Here is a 13,840-nt window from a genome sequence, read left to right as displayed (position 1 = left end):
AGTGAGTCGCCGTAAGGGCGAAACCATAAGCCGCCGTTACCGCAGCAACGGATATGTACTCAGACAACAACGGAGGTAGTCACAGGTTAACGGACAAGCTCAGCGCGTGAGGTAGCAGCGCCAGTACAAAAAAACGGGGTAAAAAATCCGCCTTGAACAGGTTTATGTCGGTCTGACGATAGCGCTTGTCCAGTTCACTTGTTAAAAGAGACCTCTTTGAAACCCATCGCGAAAGGATCTCGACCATGCCGGCCACCTTCACCCAAAGCGCCCTGCTCCTGAGTTTGCTGCTTGCCCTGGGCCAGGCCCAGGCCGCCAGCGAACCCGGCCCCGCCGCACTGGCCACCCGCGTGGGCATTCCACACCCGGCGGTGATCGCCCACCGTGGCGCGTCGTTCGATGCACCGGAGTCCACCGCTGCGGCCTACCGACTGGCCCGTGACCTGGGCGCCGATTACCTGGAGCTGGATCTGCAGCGCAGCAAGGACGGCGTGTTGTTCGCCCTGCATGACAACAACCTGCAACGCACCACCGATGTCGCCAGCAAGTTCCCCGAGCGCAAGGACAGCCCGGCCAACGCCTTCACCATGGCCGAGCTGAAAACCCTGGACGCCGGCAGCTGGTTCAACACGGCCTACCCGGATCGCGCGCAGCCTGGGTTTGCCGGCCTGAAAATCCTCACCCTCGACGAAATCATCGACATCGCCCAGGGCAATCCGCTGCACAAGCCTGGCCTGTACATCGAAACCAAGGAGCCGAAGCAGTTTCCCGGCATCGAACACGACCTCAAGGAAAAACTCCAGGATCGCGGCTGGCTGAGCCCCGCAGGGTCGAAGCTGGCCAAGAGCGCAATGGGCGTCGGCCAGGGCAAAGGCAAGGTGGTCCTGCAAACCTTCGAGAAGAGCAGCCTCGAACTGTTGCAAAAGGAAATGCCACAGGTGCCGAAGATCCTGCTGCTGTGGGTCGGCGAAGGCAACATCGAGCCAAAATCGACAGTGGCCTTTGCCGAATCCGGCGACAAGGACAAAGCTGCCTATTACGCCAAACAGCAACCGAAAGATAAGGCCGAGTTCCAGCGCTGGGTCGACTACGCCAAGGCCCAGGGCGCGATCGGCACCGGCCCGTCCGCCGCGCTGACCCACGGTGGCGATCAGAGCTACGCCGACCTGGTGCAACCGTGGATGAACCAGTACACCCACGATCAGGGCCTGCTGGTGCACGTCTATACCATCGATGAGGCGGTGGACTTCCAGAAGGTCATGGATGCCGGGGTCGATGGCATTTTCACCAACCGCACCAGCGAACTGCTCAAGTTCTACAAACGCCCGGCGACGAGTGTGGCGCAGGTGCTGCGCAATAACGGGTACTGATCTCTCGGTTCAAGGGAATTTAAGCGTGAATTAAGTTGCCACAATTAATCTGATCCCACTTAAACGGCTCCCCAAGGAAAGAATCTCATGAAAACCCTGACTGCCCTGTTCACCGCTGCCGCCCTGACCTTCACCGCCGGTGTGGCCCAGGCGAAAGACGTGCCCGTCGACCAGATCCCTCAGCTGGTCAAGGATGGCAAGATCAAACCGCTGGAAGAGTTGAATCAGATCGTAATGAAGCTGCACCCGGGCGCGACGATTACCGACAGCGACCTGGACAAACACTCCAACATCTACGAGTACGAAGTCGAGTTGCTCGATGCCAGCAAAGTTGAATGGGACGTGGACCTGAATGCCGCCACCGGCGAAGTCCTGAAAAACAAAAAAGACGACTGATGCACACCGCAAAAAGCCGCCCGATTTCCCCGTCGTGCGGCTTTTTTGCGTCTGAGCGACCGATCAAGCCGCAGTCACAAATCCGTCATCCAGACTTGCAATGATGCCGCTCACGTGAACCTGTAACTCACGCGACAGGCGCCCTTCATGCGAGCCCTCATGAACCACAGCATCGATCACAGCCATCGCGATCCGGATCTGTTCGGCCTGCTTTACGGTTTCAGTTTTCGCCCCGGTGAGCGCGGCCAGGAAATCGATTCGGCCAGGGCATTGCAGTACCTGCAACACCCGCAGGACGCCGAGCAATTTCTCTGGCTGCACCTGAACCTCGCCCATGCCGCGTGCGAGCGCTGGATGAAGAGCCATCTGGAACTGCCCAACGAGTTTTTCGAAGCCTTGCATGAAGGTTCACGCTCGACGCGCATCGAGCATGTCGATTCGGCATTGCTGGCGGTGGTCAACGACGTGGTGTTCAACCTCAGCAGCATGACCTCCTCGGATGTCTCGACCCTGTGGGTCTGCGCCCGCAGTCGACTGATCATCAGCGCACGCCTGCAACCGCTGCATTCGGTGGACAAGTTGCGTTCGTCGGTAAAAGCCGGTGAATGCTTCCGCTCACCGCTGGAATTGCTCGTGCATCTGCTGCGCGACCAGGGCGAAGTGCTGACCCAGATCGTGCGCAAGACCAGCCTGAGCGTGGATCAGGTCGAAGATGAACTGCTGTCCTCGCGCCTGTCGACCAACCGTGCGGAACTGGGGGCCAATCGCCGGGTGCTGGTGCGTCTGCAACGCCTGCTGGCGCTGGAGCCCGGGTCGTTGCTGCGTTTGCTCAATCGCCCGCCTCCCTGGTTGCAGAAGGAAGACGTCAAGGAGCTGCGCAAGTCCACCGAGGAGTTTGCGCTGATCATTAACGACCTCACGGCCCTGGGCGAACGGATCAAGCTGCTGCAGGAGGAAATCGCCGCCAACCTCAACGAGCAGAGTAATCGCACCCTGTTCACCCTCACGGTGGTGACGGTGCTGGCCCTGCCGATCAACATCATTGCCGGTTTCTTCGGCATGAACGTGGGCGGGGTGCCGCTTTCGCAGGATCCGGAAGGGTTCTGGATTCTGGTGGCGCTGGTGGCGACTTTTACCGTGATAGCGGGGCGCTGGGCGTTTCGCAAGCGCCAGGATTTGTAGGCGCAAACAACCAAAGACTGATCCATGGCAGTCTCGCTGTAACAATTTGCAACGAATATCAACGGCACTCCTTCCCTCCTCAGGAATGTCCGGCATGGCCACCCCGTCCTTTTCCGCCGCCCCGGCGCCCGCCAGTAGCGCCAAACCGCAGTTCGACAAGAAACCCGGCGTGCTCACCCTCGTGGTGTTCTTTGCAGTGCTGAGTATCGGGCTGCTGTTCACCGCCTACAGCCTGATGCACGACATGAACGAGCTCGGCACCGTGGTGACCACCTGGACGCCGTTCCTCCTGCTGGGCGTGGCGTTGCTGATCGCCTTGGGCTTCGAGTTCGTCAACGGTTTCCACGACACGGCCAACGCCGTCGCCACGGTGATCTATACCCACTCGCTGCCACCGAATTTCGCGGTGGTCTGGTCCGGGTTCTTCAACTTCCTCGGGGTGCTGCTGTCCAGCGGCGCGGTGGCGTTCGGCATCATCGCGTTGTTGCCGGTGGAGCTGATCCTGCAAGTCGGCTCCTCCGCCGGATTCGCCATGATCTTCGCCCTGCTGATCGCAGCGATCCTGTGGAACCTCGGCACCTGGTGGCTGGGCCTGCCGGCATCGTCGTCGCACACCCTGATCGGCTCGATCATCGGGGTCGGCGTGGCCAATGCCCTGATGCACGGGCGTGACGGCACCAGCGGGGTGGACTGGGCGCAGGCGACCAAGGTCGGCTACGCCTTGCTGCTCTCGCCACTGGTCGGCTTCGGCTGCGCTGCGCTGTTGCTGCTGGCCCTGCGCGCCTTCGTCAAGAATCGCGCGCTGTACAAGGAACCCAAGGGCAATACCCCGCCGCCGTGGTGGATTCGCGGCATGTTGATCCTGACCTGCACCGGCGTGTCCTTCGCCCACGGCTCCAATGACGGTCAGAAAGGCATGGGGCTGATCATGCTGATCCTGGTCGGGACCTTGCCGATGGCTTATGCGCTGAACCGCACCATGCCCGCGGATCAGGCGTTGCAGTTTGCCGCGGTGGCCGAAGTGACCCAACAAGCACTGGTCAAGAGCGCGCCGCTGCCGGCACCGGCCGATCCGCGACCGATCCTGTCCGATTACGTGCGCAGCAAGGAAGTCACGCCGCAACTGATTCCCGCCCTCGCGGCATTGGCCGGCAACATCGGCAACGAAGTGAAGGGTTATGGATCGCTCTCCAAAGTCCCGGCCGAGGCCATGGGCAACGTGCGCAACGACATGTACCTGACCAGCGAAACCATTCGCCTGATGGACAAGAACAAGGTCGGTAATTTCGACGCCGACACCGCCAGCAAACTGCAGCTGTTCAAGCAGCAGATCGACAACGCCACGCGCTTCATCCCGTTGTGGGTGAAGATCGCCGTGGCGATAGCGCTGGGCCTGGGCACCATGGTCGGCTGGAAGCGCATCGTGGTGACCGTGGGCGAGAAAATCGGTAAGACCCACCTGACCTACGCACAAGGCGCCTCGGCGGAAACCGTCGCCATGCTGACCATCGGGGCCGCCGACATGTTCGGCTTGCCGGTCTCGACCACCCACGTGCTGTCTTCAGGGGTGGCCGGGACCATGGTCGCCAATGGCGGCGGCTTGCAGATGAAGACCATCCGCAACCTGCTGATGGCCTGGGTGCTGACCTTGCCGGCGGCGATTCTGTTGTCGGGCAGTTTGTATTGGCTGTTCACCCAATTGTTTTGAAATCTCAATCTTGTAGGAGCGAGGCTTGCCCGCGAAGAACGGTAACCCGGTGCGGCAGATACACCGCAGCGTCTGGTTCGCCGGCAAGTCGGACCGCCGCACCGCTGGCTCCTACGGGTTACGGGTTACGCGTTGGACGTCGCGCGAATGATCACCCGCTCGCGCACCACGTCATACACCCAGTGATAAACGTAGGTGTACGGCAGGAAAAACAGCAGCACCCCGATGTCGAGCAGGAACGCCTGCCACATACTGATGTTCAGCCACCAGGCAATCAGTGGTACGCCAAGTGCCACCAACCCGCCTTCGAACAACAGCGCATGCACCACCCGAACCCAGGCGTTGTGCGTAATAGCCAAGCGCTTGAGCACACGGTCGAACAAACCGTTGAAGACCACGTTCCAGGCCAGGGCCAGGGCAGCGATGACGACGGTGACGACGCCCATTTCCACCATCGGTTTGTCCATGATCCACGCCAGCAACGGCGTACAAATCAGGATGGCCAGCAGTTCGAAACCGATGGCCTGGAAAATACGTTCGGTAATGGATTTATTGGCGCTCATGGCCTGTCTCCTTGAGTGACGATGGTTGCCATGATCCAGCTTCACACCGATACTTCATAACCAATAACCATCGATCAAGGCGATAGTTCATGGCGTCCCAGGAAGTGTTGCAGGCGTTCGTCCAGGCCGCGACCCAAGGCTCGTTTTCCGCAGCGGCGCGCAAGCTGGGCCGCAGTCAGTCAACCATCAGCGCCGCCATCGCCAGCCTGGAGATCGATCTGAACCTGACGCTGTTCGACCGCAGCAGCCGCAAGCCCAGCCTGACCCCTGCCGGGCATGTCGTGCTGCAACGGGCCGAAGAGATCCTGGCCGCCACCAGCCGCCTGGAAATGACCGCCAGCCAATTGTCCCAGGGCGTCGAGGCGAAGCTGACCGTGGCGATTTCCGACACTTACCAGTCCGACCGCTTCGAAGCGGCGCTCAGTGCATTCGAGCCGCGTTATCCGGACCTGGAACTCGAATGCCTGATCGCCGAATGCGATGACCTGGTGGCACTGGTGCAAAGCGGTCGGGCCCACGTCGCCTTCGCCGAAACGCAGGACAGCTACCCGCCGGACCTGGTCAGCTCGACGGTGGAAGAACGTACGGAATTCGCCCTGTTCGTGTCCCGCGAGCATCCATTGGCCAATCAGGAAAATATCGACCAGGACACGCTGCAACAGCATCGCGAACTGCGCCTGGCGACCATCGTCAATCCCTATGAAAGCCGCGCTAAAGGACGGGTCTGGTCGGCACCGAGTTACCTGATGCTGCTGGAAATGGCCCAGGGCGGGTTCGGTTGGGCGCCGCTGCCACGCTGGCTGGTAGCACGTTTCGGCGCGGGGACGTTGCAGGAACTGCAGGTGCGTGGCTGGCCGAAAACAGTGTCGGTGGATGCCTTGTGGTCGCGCTTGAATCCACCTGGGCCGGCGGGCAGTTGGTTGCTGGGCAAGATGCTGGAGTGAAGGTCCTGCGGCCCTTATCGCGGGCAAGCCACGCTCCCACAATGATCATTGGTGTACACAAAATTCGTGGCCACTCATTACCCTGTGGGAGCGGGCTTGCTCCGGGCGGCGTTCCGACGAAGAGGCCGGCGAGCACGCCTCACTGCAACGCCTTGAGCCGAGCTTCAATAAACCGCCGCTCCGGTTCTTGCTGCGTCAACTCCAGCGCCCGTGCATAGGCCGCCCGCGCCTGCTCCGCCCTGCCCAACTGCCGACAGAACTCCGCCCGCGCCGAATGCGCCAGGTGGTAATCGAGCAGTTCACCACGCGCCAGAATGGCCTCGACCAACGTCAACCCTGCCAACGGACCATCGCGCCTGGAGATCGCCGCCGCCCGGTTCAATTCGATCACCGGCGAGGGCCACGCCCGCAACAACACCTCATACAGCCCGACGATCTGCGCCCAGTCGGTTTCCTCGATCGACGGCGCTTCAGCGTGCACCGCCGCAATCGCCGCTTGCAGGCAATACGGTCCGAATTGTCGGGTACCCAGTGCCCGCTCTACCAGCGCAGAACCTTCGGCGATCATCTGCGCGTCCCACAGCATGCGATCCTGGTCATCCAGCAAAATCAGGTCGCCGTCCGCGCAGGTCCTGGCCAGGCGCCGGGACTCGTGTAACAACATCAGCGCCAGCAAGCCCATGACCTCCGGTTCCGGCAACAACTCCAGCAACAAACGCCCCAGGCGGATCGCTTCACGGGTCAAGTCTTCGCGGGTCACTTGCGCGCCGACGGACGCCGAATAACCTTCGTTGAACACCAGGTAAATCACCCGTAGCACGCTGTCCAGGCGCTCGGGCAGTTCCGCAAGGGACGGCACCTGATAGGGGATTTTCGCGTCACGGATTTTCGCCTTGGCACGCACGATGCGCTGGGCGATGGTGGCCGGTGCCGAGAGAAAGGCCCGGGCGATTTCTTCCGTGGTCAGGTCGCAGACTTCGCGCAGCGTCAACGGCACCTGAGCGTCAGGCGCCAGCGCCGGGTGACAACAGGTGAAGATCAGGCGCAGGCGATCGTCTTCCACGTCTTCATCACTCCAGTCGGCCTGCTCCAGCGCCTCCAGTTGCGCGACCAGAAGCGGTCGGGACGCAGCAAAACGTGCGCGCCGACGCAGCACATCGATGGCCTTGAAACGCCCGGTGGAGACCAGCCAGGTGCGCGGATTGTCCGGCACGCCGTCCTGCTGCCAGCGTTCCACCGCCACGAAAAACGCTTCGTGCAGCGCCTCTTCGGCCAGGTCGAAATCGCCGAGCAGGCGAATCAGGGTCGCCAGAATGCGTCGCGACTCCTGGCGATAAACCTGCTCGACCCTGGCCTGTACCGACAGCTGCGGCATCTTAAGGATTCAACTGCCGAACGGGGCGCACTTCGACACTGCCGACCCGTGCCGCCGGGATATTCCCGGCGACCTGGAGGGCTTCGTTGAGGTCCTTGGCATCGATCAGGTAAAAGCCAGCCAACTGCTCCTTGGTTTCGGCGAACGGGCCGTCGGTGATCGACATCTTGCCGTTGCGCATGCGCACCGTGGTAGCGGTCTGCACCGATTCCAGCGCCTCGGCGGCGACCATCCGGCCGCTGCCCTGGATCGCCTCGGCATAAGCCATGCACTCCTCGTCCTTGGGGCTCTCCGGCAGCGAATGCAGCAAGTGCTCTTCGCTGTAGACCAGGCATAAATACTTCATGGCACTCTCCTGATTGAACGGATCAACTATGGCTGCAGATTGGCGGTTTCGCGCCGCGAACCGACGATCAGGGTTCCAGATTGAACAAGGTCGTGCCGCTCATCATGTCGAACGGGGCCGACCAGTGTTCGTGGACGATGCGCCATTGCCCGGCCTCGCGCCGATAGCAGGCGGTCACGCGCATCCAGCAGGCCTGGGTTTCACCCTGCTCGTTGGTGCCGCCGCAATGGGCCAGCCAATGGGCGAAGGCGACGTGCTCATCGGCCACGATGTTCATGTGGTCGAAGTCGAACGTGTGCGGGCCTTGGCACATCTCCATGCACTCCAGCCAATGCGCGCGGTAGGCGGCCTTGTCGCGAAATTGCAGGGCCTTGACGGCGTCGTAGGAGACGATGTCGTCGGCGTACAGGGCCATGATTTTATCGACGTTCTTCGAGATGACCGCCTCACGATAGGTGTCGATCAGAGTCTGGATTTCGTGGGTAGCGCTCATGATGGTTCTCCGTGGTTTTTATGGGAAGACACCCTTAGTCGTCCGGCGATCCGCCAAATCGACAGTCGAAATAAAAATAATCCAGGAACGCAAACTCGCTAGAATCCGAGACTCATTCGTGTTGGAAAAAGGACACTCCAGTGACAGCCCGACTCGTGCCTTACGAAAGCCTGAATGCGCTGCAGCGCCAGCAGGTCGAGGCCATCGAAGTACATCCGCAACAGATCAGGTTTTGCGGCGATATTCATGGTGCGTTGCACACCCTGTTGTCCAAGCCCGGCCCCGGCGTGAAGGGCTTTGCCTTGCTGGCCGATGCGGTTCCCGTGGCCTTTCTGCTGCTCAAACGCCCACCGGTGTTGCCGGCATGGGCCGACGAACACAGCGCCACGCTGCACGCGCTACAAGTTGATCAGCGCGCTCAGGGCAAAGGTTACGGCAAGGCTTGCCTGCAAGCGCTACCCGAGGTGGCGCGCCTGGCGTGGCCGGAAATCCGGGGGCTGGAATTGTCGGTGGATGCCGATAATGACGCCGCCATCGCGTTGTATGCCAAATATGGTTTTGTCGACAGTGGCGAGGCGTACAAGGGGCGGATCGGCTATGAGCGGCGGATGGGCCTGAAATTCTGAAGTCAGCACATTCCAAATGTGGGAGCGAGCCTGCTCGCGATTGCGGTGTAACAGCTTGCATTGATGCTGACTGAAACGACGCAATCGCGAGCAGGCTCGCTCCCACAAGGGGGTCTGCGTCGGGTTTAGAGGTTCAGCACCATCTCATGCCAAGCCATTCCGCCATGGTCGGACGCCGATGGCTTGATGTAGGCAAAACCAAAGCCTGCATACAACGGAATATGCCTTTCCTTGCACATCAGGTTCATGCTGACCTTGCCCAAGACGCGCATACGTTCGATGAACTCGCCCATCAAGCGCTTCGCCAGGCCCTGCCCCTGATAGTCCGGGTGCACGACCACCGACATGATCACCACGTGCGGCCCGGCCGGGTCGTGGCCGATCAGCTCCTTGAACGCTTCGTCGGACATTTCCACCTGGAACGCCGCGCCGGAATTGATGAAACCGGCGACCACTCCATCCACTTCAGCGACGATGAAACCCTCGGGCCAGGTGGCGATGCGGGTGGCGATTTTTTCGCGGGTGGCAGCTTCGTCGCCTTCATAGGCCAGGGTTTCGATGGCGTAGCAGCGGTCCAGATCAGCAGGCGTGACGTGGCGGATGACGGTGTTCATGGCGGGTCGCAAATCAGTTGGAAAGGACGAGGATCATAAAGCAGCGTCGATAGGACATCGAGAGACGAATCGTTTTTGATCCGCCTCCCGACGTTGGGATCATGCCTTGATCGGCAACCAAATTTCCAGCTTGCCGGTTTTGAGCCTGGGGTTGAAGTCTTCGCTGTAGCGTTCGAATTCCGGTGCGTTCAACAGCTCGCGCCCGGACTGCGGCAGCCACGTGCCATGGATGTACTGGAAGGTCTGCGGCAAGGACTCCAGCGGCCCCTTGTGTTCGAACACCACATACTGTTGAGGCTGGACCTCGACCCAGCGGTATGTGTCCGGCAAATCATCGAGTTTGCTGATCTCGACACCCGCGATGTAATCAAAGCCGCCCTTGCCGTCGAAATTGCAGCAGACGCCGTAGGTCACTTCGCCCTTTTGCCCGGGAACATTGCCGGCATGTGGGATGAATTTTTCCCAGAGCTCGGGAATGCCTTTTACGTTTTGCTGGGTGAAGTGTCCGCCAAGCCCTGCAATGAGCAGGAAGTGTCCATGTTCGAAGCGGGGTTCCGTCACTTCGACGCGTGTTTGTTCATCCATGACTCGACTCCTGGAAGGTAAAAGTGGGTTCGGCTGGGAGTATAGAAGCCAAACCCGATTCGCCCACTTACAGGGCGTGCAACTGCTCGACGGCAGCTGCGCCGATAAACTCGTTGTAGCCCGATAGAATCACGTACACCGCGAAATAGCAGAAGATCGCCGCTGATGCCATATAGGAATAGCGCAGCAGCTTGTCGCCGAGCAACTTGCCGCCGTGGCTTGCCGCGAAGCACAGGCCGGCGGACCACAGCAACCCGGCGCAGAGAAATCCACCGAGGAACAGTGCCGAGCTGAGCGCGCCGCCGCCACCGGAACGAGCGATCAACGTGCCGCCTACTGCGGCGAACCAAAGAATCGCGCTGGGCGACGACATGGCGAGAAAAATCCCACGGAAAAACTCCTTGCGATGAGAGTTATGACCCACCTCGGCGGTTTCGGCCAACAGCGCCTCATGGTGGATCGCCGAGTAAATCATCTTTGCCGCGAAATACACGAGCAGCGCCGAACCGCCGATCCACAACACCCAGCGCACGGTTTCGTACTGCAGCAAAACGGTCATGCCGGCCAGCGCCAGCACGGCGTAGATCAGGTCGCCGACGCAAGTGCCCAGGCCCAGGGCGAAGCCTTGAAAATAGCCGCGCTGCATCGCCAGGGTGATCATCGCGATGTTGGCGACGCCAATGTCCAGGCACAGTGAAAGGCTCAACAGGAAGCCACTGGTAAATTCCATCCAATCCTTTCCTTCGGAAAAATTTGTTTACGTTGAGGCTGGACAGTCTGCCACAGCAGATCGTACATTCCGCCACAGGTCACCGCAGTGACCAGCGTCGCTCGGACGGTTCCGGGCGCTTACGTTATCCGAGGCAACAATGGCCGAACAAGGTTCGCCGCGCCGCTTTGCGCGCATCGATCGACTCCCCCCCTACGTTTTCAACATCACTGCCGAGCTGAAGATGGCCGCCCGTCGTCGTGGCGAAGACATCATCGACTTGAGCATGGGCAACCCCGACGGCGCCACGCCGCCGCACATCGTCGAAAAACTGGTCACTGTCGCCCAGCGCGAAGACACCCATGGCTACTCCACGTCCAAGGGTATTCCGCGCCTGCGCCGAGCCATTTCCAACTGGTACAAGGAGCGCTACGAGGTCGACATCGACCCGGAAAGCGAAGCCATTGTCACCATCGGTTCCAAGGAAGGCCTGGCACACCTGATGCTGGCTACCCTCGACCAGGGCGACACCGTGCTGGTACCCAACCCGAGCTATCCGATCCATATCTACGGTGCCGTGATTGCCGGCGCCCAGGTGCGTTCGGTGCCACTGGTGCCGGGCGTGGATTTCTTCGCTGAACTGGAACGGGCCATTCGCGGTTCGATCCCGAAACCGAAGATGATGATCCTCGGCTTCCCGTCCAACCCCACCGCCCAGTGCGTGGAACTGGATTTCTTCGAACGGGTGATCGCCCTCGCCAAGCAGTACGACGTGCTGGTGGTGCATGACCTGGCCTACGCCGACATCGTCTACGACGGCTGGAAAGCCCCGTCGATCATGCAGGTGCCCGGCGCCAAGGACATCGCCGTCGAATTCTTCACCCTGTCCAAGAGCTACAACATGGCGGGCTGGCGCATTGGCTTCATGGTCGGCAATCCGGAACTGGTCAATGCCCTGGCGCGGATCAAGAGCTACCACGACTACGGCACCTTCACCCCGCTGCAAGTGGCGGCCATTGCAGCGCTCGAAGGCGATCAGCAATGCGTACGCGACATCGCCGAACAGTATCGCCAGCGCCGTAACGTGCTGGTCAAAGGCCTGCATGAACTGGGCTGGATGGTGGAAAACCCGAAAGCGTCGATGTACGTCTGGGCCAAGATCCCCGACGCCTACGCGCACCTGGGCTCGCTGGAGTTCGCCAAGAAACTGCTGGCCGAGGCCAAGGTTTGCGTCTCGCCGGGTGTCGGCTTTGGTGAGTATGGGGACGATCATGTGCGCTTCGCGCTGATCGAAAACCAGGACCGGATTCGCCAGGCCGTACGCGGGATTCGCGGGATGTTCCGGGCGGATGGGTTAGCCCCGAAAACCAACAGCTAACACAAAACACTGTGGGAGCGAGCCTGCTCGCGATGAGGCCATCACATCCAACAAAGATGTCGACTGTCCCACCGCTATCGCGAGCGGGCTCACTCCTACATTGGTTTTGTGTACAGCCATGAGATCAACACCCACAAAAAAACCGCATCGCTGCGGTTTTTTTTGTGTCTGGCGAATGCCTTAAACGAACAACGACAACAACAGGATAAAGCCCAGGCCCACCACCGACAGAATGGTTTCCATCGCCGTCCAGGTCTTGAACGTCTCTGCCACGGTCATGTTGAAGTACTGCTTCACCAGCCAGAACCCGGCGTCATTCACGTGAGACAGGATCAACGAACCGGCACCGGTGGCCAGCACCAGCAGCTCACGGTTAACCCCTGGAATCATCCCGACAACTGGCACCACGATGCCCGCGCCGGTAATGGTCGCCACGGTCGCCGAACCGGTCGCGATACGGATCACCGCCGCCACCAGCCACGCCAGAAGAATTGGCGAGATCTGCGCGGCCACCGCCATGTTGCCGATGACGTTACCCACGCCGCTGGTCACCAGCATCTGCTTGAAGCCGCCACCGGCACCGATGATCAGGATGATCGCGGCGGTAGGCGCCAGGCTCGCGTCCAGCCATTTCAGAATCTGGTTGGAGCCAATGCCCTGCTTGTAGCCGAAGGTGTACAGCGACAGCAGCAACGACAGCAACAGCGCCGAGATCGGGTGACCGATCAGGTCCATGAAGGTACGGAAGAAGTTGCCTTCCGGTAGCACCACATCGGCAAAGGTTTTCAGCAGCATCAGGAACACCGGCAGCAGCACGGTGACCAGGGTGATACCGAAGCTCGGCAGTTCGGCCGAGTCCGATTCGCGGGCCAGTTGATCCACCAGCTCCTGGTTCGGATGACCGGGGATGTGTTTGGCGATGAAGGTACCGAAGATCGGGCCGGCAATGATGGCCGTCGGCAACGCAACGATCAGGCCGTACAGAATGGTTTTACCGATGTCGGCACCGAATACGCCGATGGCCAGCAACGGGCCCGGGTGCGGTGGCACCAGGCCGTGCACCGCGGAGAGGCCGGCCAGCAGCGGGATACCGATCTTGATGATCGACACGCCGGTGCGGCGGGCAACGATGAACACCAGTGGAATCAGCAGCACGAAGCCGATTTCGAAGAACAGCGGGATGCCCACCAGGAAGGCCGCGAACATCATCGCCCACTGCACCTTTTCCTTGCCGAAAGCGCGGATCAAGGTCTGGGCGATCTGGTCCGCCCCGCCCGACTCGGCCATCATTTTGCCGAGCATGGTCCCCAGCGCGAGGATGATCCCGACAAAACCGAGCACGCCGCCAAAGCCATCCTGGAACGCCTTGATGATGGTGCCGATCGGCATGCCGGAGGTCAGCCCGAGGAAAGCGGCGGCGATGATCAGTGCAATGAAGGGGTGGAACTTGAACTTGGTGATCAGGACGATAAGCCCGATTACCGTGACCACTGCGTCGAGCAGCAGGAACGTCTCGTGGGACATGCCAAACATTAGGGGTGTCTCCTGGTT

Annotated in this window: 16 protein-coding genes; 7 read left to right on the top strand and 9 right to left on the bottom strand. The window is 60.7% G+C overall.

Translation table 11 applies throughout. The features are described from left to right. Positions 1 to 79: 79 nt before the first annotated feature. The gene (locus PMI35_RS34650) at positions 80 to 247 is read right to left on the bottom strand and encodes a hypothetical protein (RefSeq protein ID WP_157295701.1); all 168 of its coding nucleotides are present in this window, start codon (positions 245 to 247) and stop codon (positions 80 to 82) included. Here PMI35_RS34650 and PMI35_RS13800 point away from each other — a divergent pair. The 4 genes from PMI35_RS13800 (at position 246) to PMI35_RS13815 (ending at position 4,656) form a co-directional block, all read left to right on the top strand. Beyond that, positions 246 to 1,370 carry a glycerophosphodiester phosphodiesterase gene (locus PMI35_RS13800; protein WP_008060766.1) on the top strand — a complete coding sequence of 375 codons (1,125 nt, stop codon included), beginning with the start codon at positions 246 to 248 and terminating at the stop codon, positions 1,368 to 1,370. The two genes, PMI35_RS34650 and PMI35_RS13800, sit on opposite strands and share 2 nt — an antisense overlap. Positions 1,371 to 1,457: 87 nt before the next feature. After that, complete coding sequence (locus PMI35_RS13805; RefSeq protein WP_008060765.1) at positions 1,458 to 1,766, top strand: PepSY domain-containing protein; 309 nt, start codon at positions 1,458 to 1,460, stop codon at positions 1,764 to 1,766. Between the two features lie 159 nt (positions 1,767 to 1,925). Continuing rightward, positions 1,926 to 2,948 carry a transporter gene (locus tag PMI35_RS13810; protein ID WP_032831682.1) on the top strand — a complete coding sequence of 341 codons (1,023 nt, stop codon included), beginning with the start codon at positions 1,926 to 1,928 and terminating at the stop codon, positions 2,946 to 2,948. Between the two features lie 94 nt (positions 2,949 to 3,042). Further along, entirely contained in the window at positions 3,043 to 4,656 is a 1,614-nt protein-coding gene (locus PMI35_RS13815; protein ID WP_008060762.1) for an inorganic phosphate transporter, read from the top strand. A gap of 125 nt (positions 4,657 to 4,781) precedes the next feature. Here the strand turns inward: PMI35_RS13815 and PMI35_RS13820 are convergent, their stop codons facing one another. Further along, positions 4,782 to 5,219, bottom strand: a complete 438-nt coding sequence (locus PMI35_RS13820; protein WP_008060760.1) for a multidrug/biocide efflux PACE transporter — start codon at positions 5,217 to 5,219, stop codon at positions 4,782 to 4,784. An 89-nt stretch (positions 5,220 to 5,308) separates the two neighbouring features. Here PMI35_RS13820 and PMI35_RS13825 point away from each other — a divergent pair, with 89 nt between their 5' ends. Beyond that, complete coding sequence (locus PMI35_RS13825; RefSeq protein ID WP_008060758.1) at positions 5,309 to 6,163, top strand: LysR family transcriptional regulator; 855 nt, start codon at positions 5,309 to 5,311, stop codon at positions 6,161 to 6,163. Positions 6,164 to 6,302: 139 nt separating this feature from the next. Here PMI35_RS13825 and PMI35_RS13830 read toward each other — a convergent pair whose 3' ends face one another. The 3 genes from PMI35_RS13830 to PMI35_RS13840 form a co-directional block, all read right to left on the bottom strand. Beyond that, entirely contained in the window at positions 6,303 to 7,538 is a 1,236-nt protein-coding gene (locus PMI35_RS13830; protein ID WP_008060757.1) for an RNA polymerase sigma factor, read from the bottom strand. A gap of 1 nt (position 7,539) precedes the next feature. After that, positions 7,540 to 7,884, bottom strand: a complete 345-nt coding sequence (locus PMI35_RS13835) for a YciI family protein (protein ID WP_008060756.1) — start codon at positions 7,882 to 7,884, stop codon at positions 7,540 to 7,542. A 67-nt stretch (positions 7,885 to 7,951) separates the two neighbouring features. Next, on the bottom strand, positions 7,952 to 8,377 hold the full coding sequence (locus PMI35_RS13840) for a YybH family protein (RefSeq protein ID WP_008060755.1): 426 nt from the start codon (positions 8,375 to 8,377) through the stop codon (positions 7,952 to 7,954). Between the two features lie 140 nt (positions 8,378 to 8,517). Between PMI35_RS13840 and PMI35_RS13845 the strand changes: the two genes are divergently transcribed. Beyond that, positions 8,518 to 9,003, top strand: a complete 486-nt coding sequence (locus PMI35_RS13845; RefSeq protein WP_008060754.1) for a GNAT family N-acetyltransferase — start codon at positions 8,518 to 8,520, stop codon at positions 9,001 to 9,003. Between the two features lie 125 nt (positions 9,004 to 9,128). Here PMI35_RS13845 and PMI35_RS13850 read toward each other — a convergent pair whose 3' ends face one another. The 3 genes from PMI35_RS13850 to PMI35_RS13860 form a co-directional block, all read right to left on the bottom strand. Then, positions 9,129 to 9,617: a GNAT family N-acetyltransferase gene (locus PMI35_RS13850; protein ID WP_008060752.1), complete on the bottom strand. Its 489-nt coding sequence runs from the start codon at positions 9,615 to 9,617 to the stop codon at positions 9,129 to 9,131. Positions 9,618 to 9,716: 99 nt separating this feature from the next. Next, positions 9,717 to 10,202 (bottom strand): GyrI-like domain-containing protein, encoded by a 486-nt coding sequence (locus PMI35_RS13855; RefSeq protein WP_008060750.1) that lies wholly within the window; start codon positions 10,200 to 10,202, stop codon positions 9,717 to 9,719. A 67-nt stretch (positions 10,203 to 10,269) separates the two neighbouring features. After that, positions 10,270 to 10,932, bottom strand: a complete 663-nt coding sequence (locus tag PMI35_RS13860; RefSeq protein ID WP_008060748.1) for a LysE family translocator — start codon at positions 10,930 to 10,932, stop codon at positions 10,270 to 10,272. Positions 10,933 to 11,071: 139 nt separating this feature from the next. Here PMI35_RS13860 and alaC point away from each other — a divergent pair, with 139 nt between their 5' ends. Further along, on the top strand, positions 11,072 to 12,289 hold the full coding sequence (gene alaC / locus PMI35_RS13865; RefSeq protein ID WP_008060747.1) for an alanine transaminase: 1,218 nt from the start codon (positions 11,072 to 11,074) through the stop codon (positions 12,287 to 12,289). Positions 12,290 to 12,469: 180 nt separating this feature from the next. On the opposite strand, the gene PMI35_RS13870 is transcribed toward alaC, so the two are convergent. Next, positions 12,470 to 13,822: a GntP family permease gene (locus PMI35_RS13870; protein WP_008060740.1), complete on the bottom strand. Its 1,353-nt coding sequence runs from the start codon at positions 13,820 to 13,822 to the stop codon at positions 12,470 to 12,472. Positions 13,823 to 13,840: the final 18 nt, after the last annotated feature.

Source organism: Pseudomonas sp. GM78 (assembly GCF_000282475.1).
Classification (GTDB): domain Bacteria; phylum Pseudomonadota; class Gammaproteobacteria; order Pseudomonadales; family Pseudomonadaceae; genus Aquipseudomonas.
Note: the sequence above shows the minus strand (reverse complement) of the source record. Positions and strands in the feature narration are given on the sequence as shown.